Here is an 18,820-nt window from a genome sequence, read left to right as displayed (position 1 = left end):
GTCAGATAGCAACCAGGCCACGGACACCGTCTAACTCCATATCAGTGCCGTGGCCACGCTGGATAATTTTGCCACGGGACATCACTAAATAGTTATCCGCCAGCTCTGCGGCAAAATCATAAAACTGCTCAACCAACAAGATAGCCATATCCCCTTGAGCAGCCAGTTTTTTGATAACTATACCTATCTCTTTGATAACCGAAGGTTGAATTCCCTCAGTTGGCTCATCCAAAATGAGCAAACGAGGCTGGCAAGCTAATGCGCGCCCAATCGCTAACTGCTGCTGCAGCCCACCAGATAAATCCCCACCACGGCGATGTTTCATTTCTTGTAACACTGGGAATAACTGATAAATACTTTCAGGTACTACCTTGCTCTGGGTGCCGGGAAAACGAGAAAGCCCCAATAGAATGTTCTCTTCAACCGTTAATCTGGGGAAAATTTCTCTACCTTGTGGCACATAAGCAATGCCTCCTTTCACCCGTTGGTGTGGTGACTGATGGCTAATATTTTTACCTTCCCATGTAATGCTACCGTTTTTGACCGGCACCAGTCCCATCAAGCATTTGAGTAACGTCGTTTTACCAACGCCATTACGGCCCAATAAGCATGTAACCTCACCTATCGCAGCCTCGAATGACAAGCCACGCAAGATATGGCTGCCACCGTAATATTGATCAAGTTCATTCACTTGCAGCATATATTGCCCTTAAATATCCAGTTAACTGTTAGTCACCAAAACCCGATCACCTGATATGGCAGGAGAAACAACACCGATCAGCTGCTATGAATCAAGGCGCAATCCCCCAAAGTTTGGTCAACCCAAATGAGGGGGGAAGCAACACCAAGTCACCGTGGCTCAGCCGCTATGAATCAAGGCGCAATCCCCCGAAGTTTGGTCAACCCAAATGAGGGGGGAAGCAACACCAAGTCACCGTGGCTCAGCCGCTATGAATCAAGGCGCAATCCCCCGAAGTTTGGTCAACCCAAATGAGGGGGGAAGCAACACAGAGTCAGAGCGGCTCAGCGCCCCAAATATACCTCGATCACTTGCTCGTTAGCCTGCACCTCTGCCAATGACCCCTCGGCCAACACCTGGCCCTGATGCAACACCGTGACATGATCAGCAATGGACTCGACGAACCCCATATCGTGCTCCACGACCATCAGTGAATGCTTCCCGGCTAATTGATTAAACAACTCGGCGGTATAGGCGGTCTCGGCATCGGTCATCCCAGCGGCTGGCTCATCCAACAGTAGCAAATGCGGGTCTTGCACCAATAACATCCCAATTTCAAGAAACTGCTTTTGACCATGAGATAACAAGCCTGCCTGCCGCTGTCGCATCTCACTAAGGCGCAACATAGTAAGCGTTTCATCAATTTGATCCCGCTGCTCACTGTTCAACTTGGCGCGCAGACTGGCCCAGACCGTTTTGGTGCTTTTTTGTGCCAATTCAAGATTTTCAAACACACTCAGCGCTTCAAATACCGTCGGTTTCTGGAATTTCCGGCCAATCCCTGCTTGAGCAATCTCTATCGTATTCATCATTGAGAGATCATGGTGTTGGTCATAGGTCATCTTACCGGTCTGGGGACGTGTTTTACCGGTTATCACATCCATCAGCGTGGTTTTACCCGCACCATTCGGGCCAATAATGCAACGCAGCTCGCCAACACCTATTTGCAATGAGAGATCACGCAAAGCATGAAAGCCATCAAAGCTAACATTAATATTTTCGAGGGTTAACACCGGATCCCGTTGCTGGCGATGCTTGTCGGCCGCATGCTCTAACGCACCGGGTTCCTGAACAATTATCTCGGGATAAATCAGTTGTTCCGTAATTTGAAACCGGCTCATTTGTCTTTCCCCCGCCGCAGTAACCCGATAACACCCTTAGGTAAGAACAACGTAACCAAAATAAATATCAATCCGAGGAAGAACTGCCAATATTCTGGCATTGCCATGGTGAACCAGCTTTTTACGCCATTGACAATGCCAGCCCCTAATACCGGGCCAATTAATGTCCCGCGCCCACCAAGCGCTACCCAGATAGCAGCTTCAATAGAGTTGGTTGGTGACATTTCACTTGGATTGATGATGCCAACCTGAGGTACATACAACGCTCCCGCCAGAGCACAGAGTACGGCTGATAATGTCCAGACAAACAGCTTGAAACCTTTCGGATCATAGCCACAAAATGTCAGGCGATTTTCAGCATCACGCACGGCGGTCAACACTCGCCCAAACTTGGTGCGGGCCAATGCAAATCCCAGTACCAAACTGGCGATTAACAAAGCGAGTGTGGCCAGAAACAGGGCAATACGGGTAGAGGTTGCCGATACCGGGAAGCCCAGCATAGTGGTAAATCCGGTGAAACCGTTATTACCGCCAAAGCCCGTTTCGTTACGGAAAAACAGTAACATCCCCGCGTAAGTCAGCGCCTGCGTCATGATAGAGAAATAGACGCCCTTTATTTTGGAACGAAAGGCGAAATATCCAAAAATAAAAGCCAGTAAACCGGGAACCAAGACGATCAAGCACAATGCCCAAATAAAATATTGGCTACCACTCCAAAACCACGGCAACTCAGACCAGGATAGAAAAGACATGAATGCAGGCAGGCCATCACCAGCCGCCTGACGCATCAGATACATGCCCATGGCATAACCACCAAGTGCGAAAAATAGGCCATGGCCAAGAGACAGTAAACCGGCATATCCCCATACCAGATCAAGTGCGATAGCCACTACTGCATAGCATAGAATCTTACCGATAAGCGTTAAGGTATAGGTTGATATTGCGAGGGGATTATCCGCCGGCAGCAGTGCTAAAAAAGGCAAAATAATCAGTGCAGTAACAACTACAGCCCCCAATGATAAGCTGATAACAGGTGCTTTTTGCGTCAAGGTTATAGCTAAAGGTTGATTCATTAATCACTCACCCTGCCCTTGAGGGCAAACAGACCCTGCGGCCGTTTTTGAATAAATAATATGATTAGCACTAAAATCAAAATCTTACCTAATACTGCGCCAATCTGCGGTTCCAAAATTTTATTCAGCATGCCTAACCCCAGTGCTGCAACAACGCTACCAGCCAGTTGTCCGACACCACCAAGCACCACAACCAAGAAGGAATCGATGATGTAGCCCTGCCCTAATTCCGGGCCAACATTTCCCAGTTGTGACAGGGCAACCCCGCCTAATCCGGCAATACCCGAACCCAGACCAAAAGCCAGCATATCAACCCTGCCGGTTGCCACCCCACAGCAAGCAGCCATGGCTCGATTCTGCGTCACTGCCCGTACCTGTAGACCGAGACGGGTTTTATTTAGCAACAGCCAGGTGAGTAACAGAACAATGATCACAAAGGCGATAACGGCGATGCGATTCCATGGCAAAACCAGATTTGGCAAAATCTGTACCCCGCCAGATAGCCACGCAGGATTAGCGACTTCCAAGTTTTGCGCGCCAAAAATCATACGCACGCTCTGAATCAGCATTAGACTAATTCCCCAGGTTGCCAACAGCGTTTCCAGCGGGCGGCCATAAAGATGCCGAATTACCGTTCGTTCCAAAGCCATGCCGATTCCAGCCGTAATAAAGAACGCGACCGGCAAGGCGACCAACGGATAGAGGGCTAGCCAATGCGGAGCTAACTGCTGAAACAGAGATTGCACCAAGTAAGCTGAATAGGCTCCCAACATCAGCATTTCACCATGGGCCATATTGATAACACCCAATAGGCCGTAAGTGATGGCTAACCCAAGAGCTGCTAGCAACAAGATAGAGCCTAGTGATAACCCGCTGAATACTTGCCCAATAATATCCCCGACCATCAACCGATTTTGTACCTGTTTCAAACTACTGGCTGCCGCGGCACGCACTTGTGCATCAGGCTCGGTTTTAGCATCGGTTAAGCTTTGCAAACGAGATTGGGTTTGTGGCGAACCTGATTTTCCGAGCAATTGCACGGCATTCAGGCGCACCAAAGGGTTACTATCGGTCAGTTGTAAATTAGCCAAAGCAATACTTAGCGCCTCTTTGACTTTACTGTCTGTTTCCAATTTAAGACGCTGATTAAGTAACGGTAATTGATCACTTTGCGCTTGCTGCTGTAACTCTAGTGCCGCTTGCCAGCGCACTGATTCATCTTCACTTGCCAGCCGTTGAGCCGTCAGTGCATTAGCAATAAGAATACGTAAGCGGTTATTGAGCCAGATTTTCTTTGGTGTACCGACAGGTTGTAACTGCCCTTCCAGCGGGGTGAAACTCTGATTATGCTGGATGAATGCCTGCCCTGTGCTATCGACCACCAACGTTTCTTGTTTCAGTGCCTGCAATAAGGGTAATCGGCTAGCATCCGGTTCGGTCGCCCATTGCTGCAACATAGCGGCTTGCTGTGAACGATTAGCCACAGCAAAATCATGGGCTGGCCCTGCTGTTGCCAAGGCTGAAAAGCTCAGTAACAGGCCTATCAGCGGCCTGAGCAAAAGATTGACTGCTCTACTCCAAACAGGAATTAACAATTTCATAGGCCCGCTCATCACTGATATATGGCAAAAAAGATCCAGAGCCAGCAAAATCTGGCCCTGGAGTGTCATCGCTACTGCGTGCTTTTCACTGGATGATCCGGTTTCTTGTCATTTCCGGCGATGAACGGGCTCCATGGCTGAGCACGAATTGGCGCATCGGTTTGCCATACCACGTTGAATTGTCCGTTAGCCTCAATTTCGCCAATCATCACCGGTTTGTGCAGATGGTGATTAGTCTTATCCATTGTCAGCGTAAAACCTGATGGTGCTGGATAGGTTTGTCCGGCCATCGCAGCACGAACCTTATCCACATCGGTTGATTTGGCTTTTTCTACTGCCTGGGCCCACATGTGCATACCTACCCAGGTAGCTTCCATCGGATCATTGGTGACAGCAGTATCTGCATTCGGCAACTTATGCGCTTTGGCATAGGCTTTCCATTGTTCAACAAACGTCTTGTTCGTCGGATTATCCACCGATTGGAAGTAGTTCCAGGCAGCCAGATTGCCCACCAGTGGTTTGGTATCAATGCCACGTAGTTCCTCTTCACCCACAGAGAACGCAATGACAGGCACATCAGTTGCTTTGATACCTTGGTTGGCTAACTCTTTGTAGAAGGGAACATTTGAATCGCCGTTGATGGTGGAAATAACGGCGGTTTTGCCATCGGCAGAGAATTTCTTAATATTACCCACAATAGTTTGGTAATCGCTGTAACCAAACGGGGTATAAATCTCTTCGATATCTTTATCCTGAATACCTTTGGTATGCAGGAAAGCACGTAGGATTTTGTTGGTAGTGCGCGGGTAGACATAATCCGTCCCTAACAAAATAAAGCGTTTTGCACCGCCCCCATCTTCACTTAATAAGTATTCCACCGCGGGGATAGCCTGTTGGTTTGGTGCCGCACCGGTATAGAAGACGTTGGGCGACATCTCCTCCCCCTCATACTGTACCGGATAGAACAGTAGACCATTTAACTCTTCAAATACCGGTAAGACAGACTTACGTGAAACCGACGTCCAGGCACCAAATACGACGGCGACTTTATCTTGTGTTAATAATTGCCGCGCTTTCTCGGCAAAGAGTGGCCAGTTAGAGGCCGGGTCGACAATAACCGGCTCCAGTTGTTTACCCAATACACCACCATGAGCATTGATATCATCAATACTCATCAAAGCCATATCTTTCAATGGTGTTTCAGAGATAGCCATCGTGCCGGACAACGAGTGCAAAATACCCACTTTGATGGTGTCGGCAGCCAGCGTGCCAAAAGCCACACCCATACTGATAACCGAAGCTGAAAGAGCAAAAACCTTAATCAAGTTACGATGTTGCATAGCGTTAACCTCTGGTCGTTGAGTAAAACACACAAGATCGGATTACTCTGCGCAATCGCCATGCCAGTTTTATATCTTAATAATTTAATTGAAGATTATAGATAACGTTGCCAAATAACCGGATAAACGGCCTAATTGTCTGCACCAATAATGCGCAACGCACGGGCACAGATAGTGCAACAATGAGAGGAAGTATGTGAGCAGGTAATTAAAAAACAGAGTAGTGTTAATTCAGAGATTGGTGAGAAGAGTGCCGCTTAATTTTAACGAAAAACAGGAGTGCCAAATTGCCACTCCTGTTTTGTTATTAATAATCTATATCAGATAGTTATATCGATATGATCAATTTTACTTTTTAGGACCACGTATACGTAGTGTCAAACCTTTCAGGAAATAACGCAAAGCCTGATCACCACATGGGCGGAAGTTTTTGCTGCCCTCTTTGCGGAACAGTGCATTTAGCTCAGGTTTGGATACTGGGAATTCAACCGCATTAAAGACATCGTGCATATCAGTATCTTTCAACTCAAATGCCACACGTAGTTTTTTCAATACAATATTGTTGGTAATGACTGGCTCTACCGCTGGGGCCGGGAACTTGTCATCTTTACCACGTCTAAAGAAGATCAAACCATTAAGGAAATGTGCCATTACCAGATCAGGGCAATCTTGATAACCGGCCTCATCTTCTTTTTTAAGAAAATTAACGACATCCGCATTGTTCACTTCAAAATCAGCCAGCTTAATGATTTCTGCTATCTTGATATCGTTTACGTTAAGCATGTAGCGAACACTACGGAGCACATCGTTGTTCATCATATTACTGCCCTATTCCTATTATTTAGAGTAGACGTGGGCGAATATCGCAAGAAAAACAAAAGGCTTCTTTCACGTCTAGCGGGCAGTATTGTATAGATTTACGTTGATTTTCTCAATGCAAATCTGATTAATGAGAAAAGTATGCATTCCGGTAAAATACATAAAACTCAATAATAATGAAATTTGAAGGACTAAGATAAATTAATATTCCCTTCATCTTTCTACTTTATTAAACATCAGCTATTCATCTTACTGTTATAGCTGGATTGATAAAGGGCGATATCCTCACCGGAAATGTATTTTCTACGTAATGTGGCAGATATTTTATCCATAATCATAACCACCACAACCATTATTAAGGTAATAAACATCACAACATCCCAGTTCCATAGACGCATATTCTCGGCATAAACCAAGCCAATACCTCCCGCCCCCACAAAACCTAATACTGCGGCAGAACGCGTATTTGACTCAATTTGATAAAGGCTTAGTGCTAACAGTGTTGGGAAGGACTGAGTAAAAATACCAAAACGATGTTTTTGCAAAGCATTAGCCCCCATGGCGGTCAAGCCGCGATTAGGCGATTTATCAACAGCTTCATGCCCTTCAGCATAGAGTTTACCCAACAACCCTATATCTTGCATAATAATAGCTAACACCCCGGCAAGCGGCCCCATACCAACGGCACGAACAAAAATCAGCCCCCAAATTGCCATATCAATGCCACGAAAAACATCCAAAAAGCGCCGAATTATAAAGGAAATAATACGTAATCCCGGTGTCGACATTACGTTGCGTGCGGCTAAAAATGATAGCGGCAAAGCCAGCACCGTCGCGGTTAAAGTCCCTGCGAATACAATTGCCAAGGTAATAAATATCTGACTAAAATAGTATTTAAAGGGCCAATTAATGAAATCATGCCAAACAAACATACGCAAAAAATAGCGACTTATTTGCTGGCTTCCATTAGCAAATGTCTGCCAAGGGATACCAAAGACTTTAAAGAAAAATAGATAATATAAAAAAATACCGACAGTAATGGCGGTGACTAACCTGATATACCGTTTTTGCTGTAAGAAAAACTGCGGATGTTGCTGTTTTAAAGTCAATATCTGTGACGGTGTTAAATGATGAGCCAACATTATGAAGCTCCTTCCACAACGTGCTGACGTAATTTACCCGAGGTATAATCCAACAGCGATACCACAATAATAATCAGCAGCAATGTCATGCTCACCTGATCATAACGGTCCAATTTTATTGACGTCATCAGCTCCTGCCCAATCCCACCAGCACCAACCAGTCCTAGAATGGTCGATTGGCGGAAATTAATCTCCAGACGCATAAAGCTATAAGAGAGAAATATCGGTTTTACCTGTGGCCACAGCGCAAAACGCATTCGTTGTAATTTACCCGCACCACAGGCCGCCAGCCCACGCACTGGTTTATCAGATGCCGTTTCAAGCGATTCATAAAACAACTTAGTCAGACTGCCAATCGTATGTAATGCCAGTGCCAGAAAACCGGGAATTGCCCCGATACCAAAAGCCATAACAAACATCACTGCCCATGCCAATTCCGGCATGGTGCGTAAAAATGCCACAAAAGTTCGAATAGATAACCGTAACCAAGGCGGGCTTTGAGTATTATTCGCAGCCAGGAAGGCCAGGATAACCGCAACCACCACGGATAAAATAGTGGATGCTACCGCCAATTGCAGCGTTTCCCAAATCAGTGGTAACTGTATGGGTAACCGATAGCCCCAATAAGCCAGAGAACCCTCCGTGTGACCATCGGCAAGTAAATTGTGCCAATGGAGTACCGGTATCGTTTCGGCTAGATAATCAAAAAAATGTGGTATGGAAATAAAAACAGTATGTAAATTAAACTCAGCAATACTTCCAGCACCCAGATAAATAATTGCCAGCGTTAATGACCAAATCAACGTTTCACGTTTTTGTTTACCGCGAATCTGCTGGTAGTAGTGGTTAAAATCAGTATTCAAAATAAGCTACCACCTAAAAGCAATAGCTCCGGCAAGCCAGAGCTATTTCGTTTTATCCGCCGGACCGAATTAACGATCACCTTTGGTTAATTCACGCTTCATATCAATGATAGTTTGATACTCGCTGAGGGATGTTTCACCAATATGCTGTTTGCCACCCATCGCTTTAATGAAACAACCGTGATCCTCTTTATCCAGTTTTTTAACCGCAGCGACTAATTGCGCTTTAAATTCAGGCGGTAATGCACTGCGGACAAGAATCGGGCCGTTGGGGATCAGTGGCGACTGCCAGATGATACGGATCTGTTTCATTAAATCCGGGTGATCCATACGAATCATGCGCGTAAATGCACCACTGGTATAACCGGTGTTATAGTCACCGATCATGGAAGCCCAGGTGACAGCACCGGCGAATTGCCCGTTAATGACACCCAGAATATCTTGTTCATGACCACCAGAGAATGTCACGCTAGAGAAGAAGTCGTTATATTTATTATCCGGTGTTCCACCAAATTTCTGTTTAAAACTTTGATTAGGGATTAAAAAACCGGAGGTTGAATCTGGGTCAGCAAAACCGAACGCTTTACCTTTCAAATCTTCAATTTTCTGATAAGGGCTATCCGCTTTCACCACAACCACAGAGTGATAACCGCGTGATTTGTCAGTATCATCGATAGCAATACCTACAATATCAACGGCTTTAGGATCTTTAATATAAACAGAGGCAAAAGAGGAAGGAGACATACTTAATACCAAGTCAATCTTCCCACCTAATAGGCCTTGTATTACGCCAGAATAGTCTGATGCATTATGCAAGTTTGTTTTTACATTTAACTCTTTATCTAAAAACTCTTTGACACACATATTATCGCCAATTTGTTGTGTCGCATTCTGCCCACCAAGAATACCCAGATTAATTTCTTTTGGTGCATCCGCTGCTGTAGCATTAAATACCATCAAACTTGCCACTAATGAGGTAAGACAAAGTACTTTTTTCATTAAAATAACCTATTCTGATAAAGGGATAAGTGGGGATTAATGCAAAAGCTCAGTGGATTCGTCGCTGTAAATATCTTGAATAATAGAATCATTTAACAGTGAAGGATGCCCATCAAAGACAATCCGCCCGTGGGCAATCCCAATCACTCGGGTGCAATAGTCTTTCACCAAATCAACAGAGTGTAAGTTCACAATCACAGCAATATCGTTTTCACTTATTTTCTGTAATGTATTCATAATGCGGGTTGTGTTTTTTGGATCTAAAGAAGCGACAGGTTCATCAGCCAATAATATTTTGGGGTTTTGCATCATGGCGCGGCAAATGGCCACCCGTTGCATTTGGCCGCCAGAGAGATTCTCTGCACGCTGCAACGCATGGGGTAACATATTAAGCCATTGTAATAACTCAATTGCTCTAGCCCGATCTTCATCAGCAAATATTTTGAAAAATGATTTAAACGTGGAGGTGTAACTCAGGCGGCCTAACAAAACATTAGTAATAACATCAAGGCGGGGGACCAAACAGAAATCTTGGAAAATCATGCCGCATTTTGCGCGCCATTTACGCATCTGCTTGGTTGTTAGTGCTGCAATATTTTGCGTATCGCCATTGTCATGGTAATTAATAATTTCACCCGCACTGCTGGGGATCGTGCCATTTAAAACATGTAATAATGTTGATTTCCCGGCACCGGAGCGGCCAATAATTGCAACAAATTCACCGGCATGGAGTTCAAAATTAATATCATCCAGCACGCGGTGTTGTGATTGGTACGCTTTAACTAATCCCTTAACGGCAAGTACCTTCTTACGCGGTTCTTGCACCGCAGCCGGATAGTCAGCCACAGTGAATTTACGTAATGCCTGGCCCATAACATGTCTCTCAGATTGCCTGTCGTCATGAGCTATTAACGGATAATTCTATTGCATCTTGATGAAAGTTTTATGAGAGAAAGGTGACAAAAAATAGCCACCTTTCTTATACTTTACTCAATTACAGGATATTGATGAGTATCTAACTTCTTAATTTACGGTAGACGAACAGTACAACCAGTGAACCGATAACCGCCACGACAAAGCTACCAAAATTAAACCCATCAACTCTGCCCATACCAAAGAAGGTGCTAATATAGCCCCCCACCAGGGCACCGACCACGCCAAGGATTACGGTCATAATAAAGCCACCGCCATCCTCTCCGGGCATAATCCATTTAGCCAAAACACCGGCGATAAGACCAAAAATAATCCAAGATAGTATGCCCATAAACACCTCCATAAAATTAATATTTGCTGATAACTGATTTGACTACCCACTGTTGTTGATCCGCCTTTCAGCTTTGCGTTCAATCTTAAACATAGGTCTCAGGTAAACATAACGGGCTTAACCTGACAGTCTTAAAGCAGCTAACATCATTAAGTTAAGACCCGATTAACAAAATCTGCAAATCAGACCAGCCAAGTTAAATACAAATCAAATAACCGGCTGTCGCGGGGTGAAAACATGATTAATTCCCTGCTGTTGTAGCTTTTTCAATAAATCATATCCACCATTTGGCACACTATGCGCAAACTCTCGTTCGCTTGTAAAAACAGGGCTGACCCAATACATATTAACCGGATCACCTTGTTGAAGAGGTAGAGTAAGATTGTCTGCATCAGCATATAACGCTGATGATAAAATATAGCCTTCATAACCCTTAGGGGCGACAGCCGACTCCAGTGTATGCCCTTCGCCAAGCCAGGTTATTTTACTCCAGGGAACGTGGGCAAATCCTGCCAGCGCACTGGCCATGTGAATAGCGTTGTCTTCGTTGACATATTGGCTATCAATTGCAATCGCCATTTCCAAGCGCCGGTATTTAGCTGCATCATCATTAAATAATATTTCAACCCATGGCTGAGGACGAATACTGACCCCCACGGTCAGAAAGTAATATATTCCCTCTTTCTCATGTTGAGAGATGGCCATTGGCGGCCACGTCCCCTGATCGATGGCATAATATTTTACCGATGGACCGAAGTGCTGTTCATAATATTGAATATATTCAGCTTGTAATGCAGGCCACGGATTTCCCTCTTCCTGTTGCCAGGCCCGCCAAAATTGACGAGTATGTTGCGCATTGGCATATTGTGTATTCGTTGAAGCTGACCCCAGAGGTAATGTCAGGGGATTATCTTTAATACAACTGGCGGAATAGCAAATTGAGTGATCAATATAGAGGCTCCAGCCAGGAATAATTGCTAACAGTTGTCCCTGATACCACAATGCCGCACCATCGTCACTTTCAGACCAGACTATCGTAATATATTGCGCATCCAGCTCCGCCTCACCCGCCACATTACGGCAGAACTCTGCGGCTAATCGTGGGGCCAACCCTTGTTCAAGGGCGGTATTATCAGCCGATTGTGGCGCAGCAACCAAATTTCTCACCCAGCAGGCACGCACGGGAAAACGCTCTTCAAATGCCTCCTGCGGATAAATATAGAAGTAAACAACCCGATTATCCTGTTGCACCACAGCAACCAATGTCTGGTTTTCATTACTGACTTCGGCCAGTACCTCAGATTCTTTCATATCGCCTCAACTGTATCGGCAAAGGGTTTCAGGCGAAACATACTGTATTGCCTGCTGTAAAATAAGCCTATTAGCGGAACACAGATAATCTCATGCTAATAACTTTAATACTGATAGTGTAAAGCATGGCATAGTGTAAAACGTCTTATCCCTTTAAATCATCAGCAAAAGTCTCAAAAATACGCCGAATGCGATTATTATTTGAATCTTATTTTTTATAATCGATTCAATATGATCCTATAGTGACCGATCGTAATTATAGACTGTCACCTCAATACCTATAACCAATAGTTGATAGTCTACAGCCTGAATTCACGCTAAAATAAAACCATTATTTCTCGCAGAATTGAGGGTTCACATGGCATATATACCGAAGAATTACACCCGGCTGGAAAGTGGCTATCGGGAGAAAGCACTGAAAATTTTTCCGTGGGTCTGCGGTAAATGTTCACGAGAGTTTGTTTATTCCAATCTGCGAGAGCTGACGGTTCACCATATTGACCATGATCATAGCAATAACCCAGAAGATGGCAGCAATTGGGAGATGTTATGCCTTTTTTGCCATGATCATGAACACTCTAAATACACCGAAGCAGACCAATATGGGTCGACTGTGATTGCCGGGGATGATGCCCAGAATGATCAGGGTGTTGCTACCCATAATCCATTCGCCAACCTAAAGTCTTTGATGAAGAAATAACGCTGTCTGGCCGTGGTATGCAACACGGCCGACATGACATCACCATCGGACTAAAAACCTAATAGCTGCCGGTAAGATTGCGTTTCTTGTTGTTGTGGCAATAGCCCTAATTTATCGGCTAACTGTTGGCATTCGACTTTAAGGCTATCCAGGGCCGTAGCATCATCAGTCATGATGGCTATTTCGGCAAAGTCGCCAAGACCCGCCAAGCTATCAACCGTGACATGAAACTTTCCAATAAAGTAGATACTCCGTATTTTTTCCAGCATAAATGCTGGCTGATAGCCTAACGTCGCCAGCATGCTTTGAACCTTGGTTATATCCTCAATATTGCTGGCCTCACAGCGTTCAGTTCCCGGCCCTTTTACTATCCATAAACGAATACCTGACGGGTTCATCTCACGTAAAACCATACTGACCTGTTTAGCCGCTAAATCACCGCCGTTGGCTTCCAGATAGATATCTTTTTCATGATTATTGAGGGTAAATGGCAATGCTTGATGTAATGCTAGTTGTTCATGTAATTGGCTGATGTTCGATAGATGGAACTTTAACTCAACTTCATATTTACCAACAAAATGCTCACTCATAAATGCCTTACTAATCAGTGTAATCATTAAACCCGATCCTATACCTCATCACGTAATGATCAAAATACTTATCAATATCCCCATGGCTCAACCTAGCCTTGATACGCTGAATAATTTTCTGATTAATCATTAATGTTGGTAATGTTTAAACGGCGGAAATGATGAAGGTTGAAGACAATTTAAGCACTAATAACGAGAGCTAGCTCACAAAGCAAACGATTCATCAGGAAACCCTTTCCTCCCTCATGTTTACTTCATGGCATCCGAAGATGCGGTTTGCTATCAGCCGATACGTGGATGAATGCTAACAAAAGTCAATGCCATTACAGGGAGCGGCACCAATGAATCAATCCAATGATGAAAAAAGGCAAACCTTGCTGAACCAGTTGCAGCAGATTGTGGGTGCGCGCTACTTGCTAACCGGCGAACGGCAGACAGAGCGTTATCGTACGGGTTTCCGCTCAGGAGCAGGGTCTGCTCTTGCGGTGGTGTTCCCTTCGACGTTATTACAGCAATGGCAGTTGCTACAAGCCTGTGTGGCCGCCGATACCATTGTTATCATGCAGGCAGCGAACACCGGGCTGACAGAAGGCTCAACCCCCAGTGGTAATGATTATGATCGACCCATTGTTATATTAAATACTTTGCGCCTCAATCAAATCCAGCTATTAAATGATGGAAAGCAGGTTATTGGTTTTCCTGGCAGTACGCTGAATCAATTGGAAAAACGTCTGAAACCTTATGATCGTGAACCCCATTCGGTCATTGGGTCCTCTTGCATCGGAGCCTCGGTGGTGGGGGGCATTTGTAATAACTCAGGGGGGTCATTGGTTCAAAGAGGCCCTGCCTACACCGAAATGGCACTGTACGCACAGATTGATGCTCAGGGTGAGTTACAGTTAATCAATCATTTAGGAATTAATTTAGGCAATACGCCAGAAGAGATTTTGCAACGGCTGGAACGGGGTAAATATCGTGCCAGCGATATTGCACAAGGTACACAACAAGCCTCCGACCACGAATATGCTACGCGAGTAAGAGATATTGATGCGCCGACCCCTTCGCGTTTTAATGCCGATCCAAGACGATTATTTGAAGCCTCGGGATGTGCCGGTAAATTGGCCGTATTTGCAGTACGGCTTGACACTTTTCCCAGTGAAAAACAGCAGCAAGTCTTTTATATCGGCACCAATCAGACTCAGGTATTGACTGAATTACGCCGTGCAATTTTACGTGACTTTAAACATTTGCCCGTCGCTGGTGAATATATGCATCGCGATATTTTTGATATTGCTGAAGTGTACGGCAAAGATACCTTTGTCATGATAAATAGCATGGGTACCAATAATATGCCCCGTTTCTTTACCCTAAAGGGCAAAATTGACGCGCGGCTTAGCAAAGTTCCTTTTTTAATCGACCATTTAACTGATCGAATTATGCAAGGCTTCAGCCAGGTACTGCCCAACCATTTACCTAAACGCCTCAAAACATATCGGAGTAAATATGAGCATCATTTGATGCTTAAAATGTCAGGTGCAGGTATTCCTGAAGCACAGCAGTTTTTGAAGGACTTTTTTGCGAAGGCGGAAGGTAACTTCATTACCTGTACCGCTGATGAAGGCAAGAAAGCCTTTTTACACCGCTTTGCCGCAGCCGGTGCTGCTGTGCGCTATCACGCTGTTCACGCTGATAAAGTGGAGGATATTCTGGCTCTGGATATTGCGCTACCGCGCAATGAAGAACAATGGTTTGAGACCCTCCCGGCAGAAATAGACCAATGCCTGGTCGCCAAACTCTATTACGGCCATTTCTTGTGCCATGTCTTCCATCAAGACTATATTGTGAAAAAAGGTGTTGATACCCAGGCATTAAAACAAAAAATGCTGGCACTGCTGAATGACAAAGGGGCGGAATATCCGGCTGAGCACAATGTGGGGCATCTCTATATAGCCAAACCAGCCTTAAAGGATTTTTACCAACAGATAGACCCAACCAACAGCTTTAATCCTGGGATTGGTAAAACCTCAAAACGTAAATCCTGGCAGAAAGAATAATATCACACCGATACTGGGCTCCATATCAAGTCGAATTAGGCATTATCTGAATTCAAGTCCTCTATCTCCTGAATTCTGCCAAACAAACTATAGTCATAGTCTAGAGCCAACGAGGTTGGTGCGGCTAACAAATGTTAGTCGGTATTAATGCTAAATCTGGGAGACAGAATGAAAATAATACTGTGGATTATCGCCATTATTTTTATTGTCGGGTTGTTGACGATTACTGGTGTGTTTAAATTAATTTTTTAATGGTTATCAGAGAGATGTAAATATCCGCCAATTGCTTTAAGCAGAATTTGCAGCCCGCCTGCAAATTCTGCTATCTACTGACGGTGTTCTCTACCTATTCCGACACCTGAGCTAAACGCCCTTGCGCATCTTTTTGCTGACGATAGCTTTTGGCAGCCCCAGGGATCGGCGCGGCTTTACCGGTTTCCATCCAACTGCGTAGGCGGTTTGCATCTGCAAAATGCGTATATTTACCAAAGGCATCTAACACCACAAGAGCTACAGGACGATTGCCAATGACGGTCCGCATTGCCAAACAGTGCCCTGCTTGATTCGTAAAGCCGGTTTTAGTGAGCTGAATATTCCATTTATCGTTATAAACTAAATGGTTAGTGTTACGAAATGGCAGCGTATAATCAGGGTCACGGAAAGTTGCCATTTTCTCAGTGGTGGTGCTTAGTTGACCAATCAGCGGGTATTGTTTGGTCGCCACCAGCAACTTGGTCAAATCATGCGCGGTCGAGACATTATCAATCGACAGACCTGTTGGCTCAACATAACGTGTTTTGGTCATTCCCAAAGATTTCGCTTTCGCATTCATTGCGTTAATAAATGCGTTATAGCCTCCGGGATAGTGATGCGCCAGACTCGCCGCAGCGCGGTTTTCCGATGACATTAATGCTAATAGCAGCATATCTTTGCGACTGATTTCACTGTTTACCCTAACCCGAGAAAATACCCCTTTCATTTCTTTAGTTTGATGAATATCTACTGAGATAATCTCATCCAGTGGCAATTTGGCATCCAACACCACCATTGCGGTCATCAGTTTGGTGATCGACGCAATGGGTACCACTTCATCAACATTGTTAGCGTAAATCACTTTATTTGTTTGTAAATCAACCACCATCGCGCTGCCGGATGCCAGTTCCAAGGGCGTTTTCCCTTTAATTTCAGCCGCCCCACCACTGGCAGAGGCTAAAGGAACAACACTGATACCGGTAGATAAAAGCAAAAAACTTAATAGTGCAAAACGGATTTTCACATGCATGTTCGTCAGCTTAGATAGGTTGTCGGGAGTGATTGTGGTTGGTTCGGCGCATTATAAATTACAGTAATGCACGGCGCACCACACATTCTTCAAATGATTGTTACAAAGATTAAAGCTGCCTAATTGCTACTCACCGGTAAACACTTTTCAAAGAAAGGAACAAAGACTTATTGTGAGCATTATTTTGAAAGATAGTGATTGTTTATAAAATAAGCAAGCAGCCATCGTGGCTCAATTTAGGTCAGGATAATTCAATTTTGCTAAATTGCGCGAGATGTGACGTTAATTGGCGGAAAGATTAGCGCTATAAATCTAAACAGATTATCAATAATGACAAAAAAAACGCTTGCTAGACTAATTATTACCCTATAATTGCCAACATAATTTTTAGATATACCCTAAATAATTCGAGTTGCAGGAAGTCGGCAAGCGAGAGACAAATCGGTCGGGAACCGATTTGAACAGCATTTATGCTGCCCGCAAGGTGAGGTTCATTAACCCCGATGAGCTTACATGAGTAAATGATTCGGGTGATTGAACATAGCCAATGCAGCTGCAACTTGAAGTATGACGGATATAAAACTGATTCATAGGTATTTATATGGGAACAACAATCTTTGGTATTCTCTTTGGTGTATTTCTAATCGCGGCAGGTTTAGCGGATATTCATGATGAAAATCTAGCATCACTAACCTTCTGGGTTGACGCATTGCTGATTCTTGTTGGTGCAGTATTCCTATTGGGTATTGCAAAGTTTATCGGGCGTAAGAAGAAATAGCAGTGATATTTATCAGAAAAGGCCGCGCACGGCCTTTTCATTGTCAGCCTGTTATACCAAATCACTCATCACTAATTGTGCGATTTCAAAGTAAATAATCAGGCCCGTACCATCAATAAAGGTAGCAATAAAAGGTGCGGAGACCACCGCAGGATCAATTGACATCCGTTTTAATACCATCGGAATAATCGAAGAGACAATGGCACTCCACACGGTGATAGCAACAACAGTTAAGCTCACCACAATGGTGACTTCCATCCCTACGCCCAGGAACCAAGCGCGGATCCAGGCCGCCAGCCCAATCGTTGTTGCCACCATCAGAGAAGTAGAGACCTCTTTACGCAATACCGCCCCCACATTGCGCAGACTCACCTCCCCCAAAGCCATGGCCCGTACCAGAGTCGAGGTGATTTGCGTACCACTGTTACCACCGGTTCCAATCAGTAATGGAATAAAGAAAGCCAGCGCGATAGCGGCTTCCAATTGCTCTTCAAACGCTTTCAATACTGTTCCGGTATAAGCTTCTGCCACAAATAACAGTAATAACCATATAACGCGTTTACGCCATAATGTTATCGGGCTAGTTTGCAAATAAGGCTCGTCGAGAGGCAAACTGGCTCCTTGCCGTTGGGCATCCTCAGTATTTTCATCTTCGATCAATTCGGCAATATCTTTCGCCCGTAATACCCCCACTAATTTTCCGTGGCTTAATACCGGAACAATGTCCAGACCGCTTTTTGCCAGTAAACTTGCCGCTTCATGGCGATCTTGATCTGGAGATAGTGAGAAATAGCTCTGATTGATAATTTGGAATACTTTTATATCCGGCTGATCTTCAGTCAGTAAATTCTTAACCGAGAGTAAGCCGACCAAATGCTGCTTGCCATTTGTTACCAACAATTGCGTTGGTATTTCATTATCTGAGATATTCTGCAAGAAATAGGCTTTAGCCTCAGTGACTGACATATCAGCCGATACCGTAATATAAGCATCGCTGATATAGGCACCTAAGGTGGACTCTTTATCTTCGCCTTGATTGGATTGGTTTGGTATTGCTAAATCGAAATGTGAACTCATAAATGACCCTATTACTGTTATAAATTAACTAAACAGTCCTCACATAGGGGCGTAACCAGATTAGAGA

Annotated in this window: 18 protein-coding genes; 3 read left to right on the top strand and 15 right to left on the bottom strand. The window is 44.5% G+C overall.

Annotated elements, in window-relative coordinates; translation table 11 throughout:
- Position 1 precedes the first annotated feature (1 nt).
- From urtE to Q2T71_RS05745, 12 genes are all read right to left on the bottom strand, one after another.
- The gene (gene urtE, locus Q2T71_RS05800; protein WP_372558403.1) at positions 2–700 is read right to left on the bottom strand and encodes an urea ABC transporter ATP-binding subunit UrtE; all 699 of its coding nucleotides are present in this window, start codon (positions 698–700) and stop codon (positions 2–4) included.
- 323 nt (positions 701–1,023) lie between these two features.
- Positions 1,024–1,860: an urea ABC transporter ATP-binding protein UrtD gene (urtD, locus tag Q2T71_RS05795; protein ID WP_372558402.1), complete on the bottom strand. Its 837-nt coding sequence runs from the start codon at positions 1,858–1,860 to the stop codon at positions 1,024–1,026.
- On the bottom strand, positions 1,857–2,933 hold the full coding sequence (gene urtC / locus Q2T71_RS05790) for an urea ABC transporter permease subunit UrtC (RefSeq protein WP_372558401.1): 1,077 nt from the start codon (positions 2,931–2,933) through the stop codon (positions 1,857–1,859). The genes urtD and urtC overlap by 4 nt, the downstream gene beginning before the upstream one ends.
- The gene (gene urtB / locus Q2T71_RS05785; RefSeq protein WP_372558400.1) at positions 2,933–4,534 is read right to left on the bottom strand and encodes an urea ABC transporter permease subunit UrtB; all 1,602 of its coding nucleotides are present in this window, start codon (positions 4,532–4,534) and stop codon (positions 2,933–2,935) included. Before urtB ends, urtC begins: the two co-directional genes overlap by 1 nt.
- A gap of 71 nt (positions 4,535–4,605) precedes the next feature.
- Positions 4,606–5,874 carry an urea ABC transporter substrate-binding protein gene (gene urtA / locus Q2T71_RS05780; RefSeq protein ID WP_083159486.1) on the bottom strand — a complete coding sequence of 423 codons (1,269 nt, stop codon included), beginning with the start codon at positions 5,872–5,874 and terminating at the stop codon, positions 4,606–4,608.
- Between the two features lie 348 nt (positions 5,875–6,222).
- Positions 6,223–6,693, bottom strand: a complete 471-nt coding sequence (locus Q2T71_RS05775) for a DUF1456 family protein (protein WP_083159488.1) — start codon at positions 6,691–6,693, stop codon at positions 6,223–6,225.
- Positions 6,694–6,929: 236 nt separating this feature from the next.
- Entirely contained in the window at positions 6,930–7,835 is a 906-nt protein-coding gene (phnE, locus tag Q2T71_RS05770) for a phosphonate ABC transporter, permease protein PhnE (RefSeq protein WP_372558399.1), read from the bottom strand.
- Positions 7,835–8,698, bottom strand: a complete 864-nt coding sequence (gene phnE / locus Q2T71_RS05765; RefSeq protein WP_372558398.1) for a phosphonate ABC transporter, permease protein PhnE — start codon at positions 8,696–8,698, stop codon at positions 7,835–7,837. Before phnE (Q2T71_RS05765) ends, phnE (Q2T71_RS05770) begins: the two co-directional genes overlap by 1 nt.
- Before the next feature lie 69 nt (positions 8,699–8,767).
- Complete coding sequence (phnD, locus tag Q2T71_RS05760) at positions 8,768–9,697, bottom strand: phosphonate ABC transporter substrate-binding protein (RefSeq protein WP_372558397.1); 930 nt, start codon at positions 9,695–9,697, stop codon at positions 8,768–8,770.
- 36 nt (positions 9,698–9,733) lie between these two features.
- Positions 9,734–10,570: a phosphonate ABC transporter ATP-binding protein gene (gene phnC / locus Q2T71_RS05755; protein ID WP_083159494.1), complete on the bottom strand. Its 837-nt coding sequence runs from the start codon at positions 10,568–10,570 to the stop codon at positions 9,734–9,736.
- A gap of 142 nt (positions 10,571–10,712) precedes the next feature.
- Positions 10,713–10,961, bottom strand: a complete 249-nt coding sequence (locus Q2T71_RS05750) for a GlsB/YeaQ/YmgE family stress response membrane protein (protein WP_372558396.1) — start codon at positions 10,959–10,961, stop codon at positions 10,713–10,715.
- Between the two features lie 207 nt (positions 10,962–11,168).
- A complete protein-coding gene (locus Q2T71_RS05745) occupies positions 11,169–12,272 on the bottom strand; it encodes a suppressor of fused domain protein (RefSeq protein ID WP_372558395.1) in 1,104 nt (367 codons plus the stop codon).
- Positions 12,273–12,630: 358 nt separating this feature from the next.
- Here Q2T71_RS05745 and yajD point away from each other — a divergent pair, with 358 nt between their 5' ends.
- Positions 12,631–12,972 carry an HNH nuclease YajD gene (gene yajD / locus Q2T71_RS05740; RefSeq protein WP_005189583.1) on the top strand — a complete coding sequence of 114 codons (342 nt, stop codon included), beginning with the start codon at positions 12,631–12,633 and terminating at the stop codon, positions 12,970–12,972.
- Between the two features lie 50 nt (positions 12,973–13,022).
- Here the strand turns inward: yajD and Q2T71_RS05735 are convergent, their stop codons facing one another.
- Positions 13,023–13,562 (bottom strand): class IV adenylate cyclase, encoded by a 540-nt coding sequence (locus Q2T71_RS05735; RefSeq protein WP_372559848.1) that lies wholly within the window; start codon positions 13,560–13,562, stop codon positions 13,023–13,025.
- Positions 13,563–13,903: 341 nt separating this feature from the next.
- Between Q2T71_RS05735 and dld the strand changes: the two genes are divergently transcribed.
- Entirely contained in the window at positions 13,904–15,616 is a 1,713-nt protein-coding gene (dld, locus tag Q2T71_RS05730; RefSeq protein WP_372558394.1) for a D-lactate dehydrogenase, read from the top strand.
- A 346-nt stretch (positions 15,617–15,962) separates the two neighbouring features.
- Here dld and pbpG read toward each other — a convergent pair whose 3' ends face one another.
- Positions 15,963–16,898: a D-alanyl-D-alanine endopeptidase gene (gene pbpG / locus Q2T71_RS05725; protein WP_372558393.1), complete on the bottom strand. Its 936-nt coding sequence runs from the start codon at positions 16,896–16,898 to the stop codon at positions 15,963–15,965.
- A 601-nt stretch (positions 16,899–17,499) separates the two neighbouring features.
- Here pbpG and Q2T71_RS05720 point away from each other — a divergent pair.
- Positions 17,500–17,676 (top strand): hypothetical protein, encoded by a 177-nt coding sequence (locus Q2T71_RS05720; RefSeq protein ID WP_005189574.1) that lies wholly within the window; start codon positions 17,500–17,502, stop codon positions 17,674–17,676.
- 51 nt (positions 17,677–17,727) lie between these two features.
- Here the strand turns inward: Q2T71_RS05720 and Q2T71_RS05715 are convergent, their stop codons facing one another.
- Positions 17,728–18,753 carry a magnesium transporter gene (locus Q2T71_RS05715; RefSeq protein ID WP_372558392.1) on the bottom strand — a complete coding sequence of 342 codons (1,026 nt, stop codon included), beginning with the start codon at positions 18,751–18,753 and terminating at the stop codon, positions 17,728–17,730.
- Positions 18,754–18,820 lie beyond the last annotated feature (67 nt).

Source organism: Yersinia sp. 1652 StPb PI, from assembly GCF_041538345.1.
Classification (GTDB): domain Bacteria; phylum Pseudomonadota; class Gammaproteobacteria; order Enterobacterales; family Enterobacteriaceae; genus Yersinia; species Yersinia enterocolitica_E.
The sequence above is the reverse complement of the archived record's forward strand: the minus strand, read 5'-3'. Positions and strand labels throughout refer to the sequence as shown.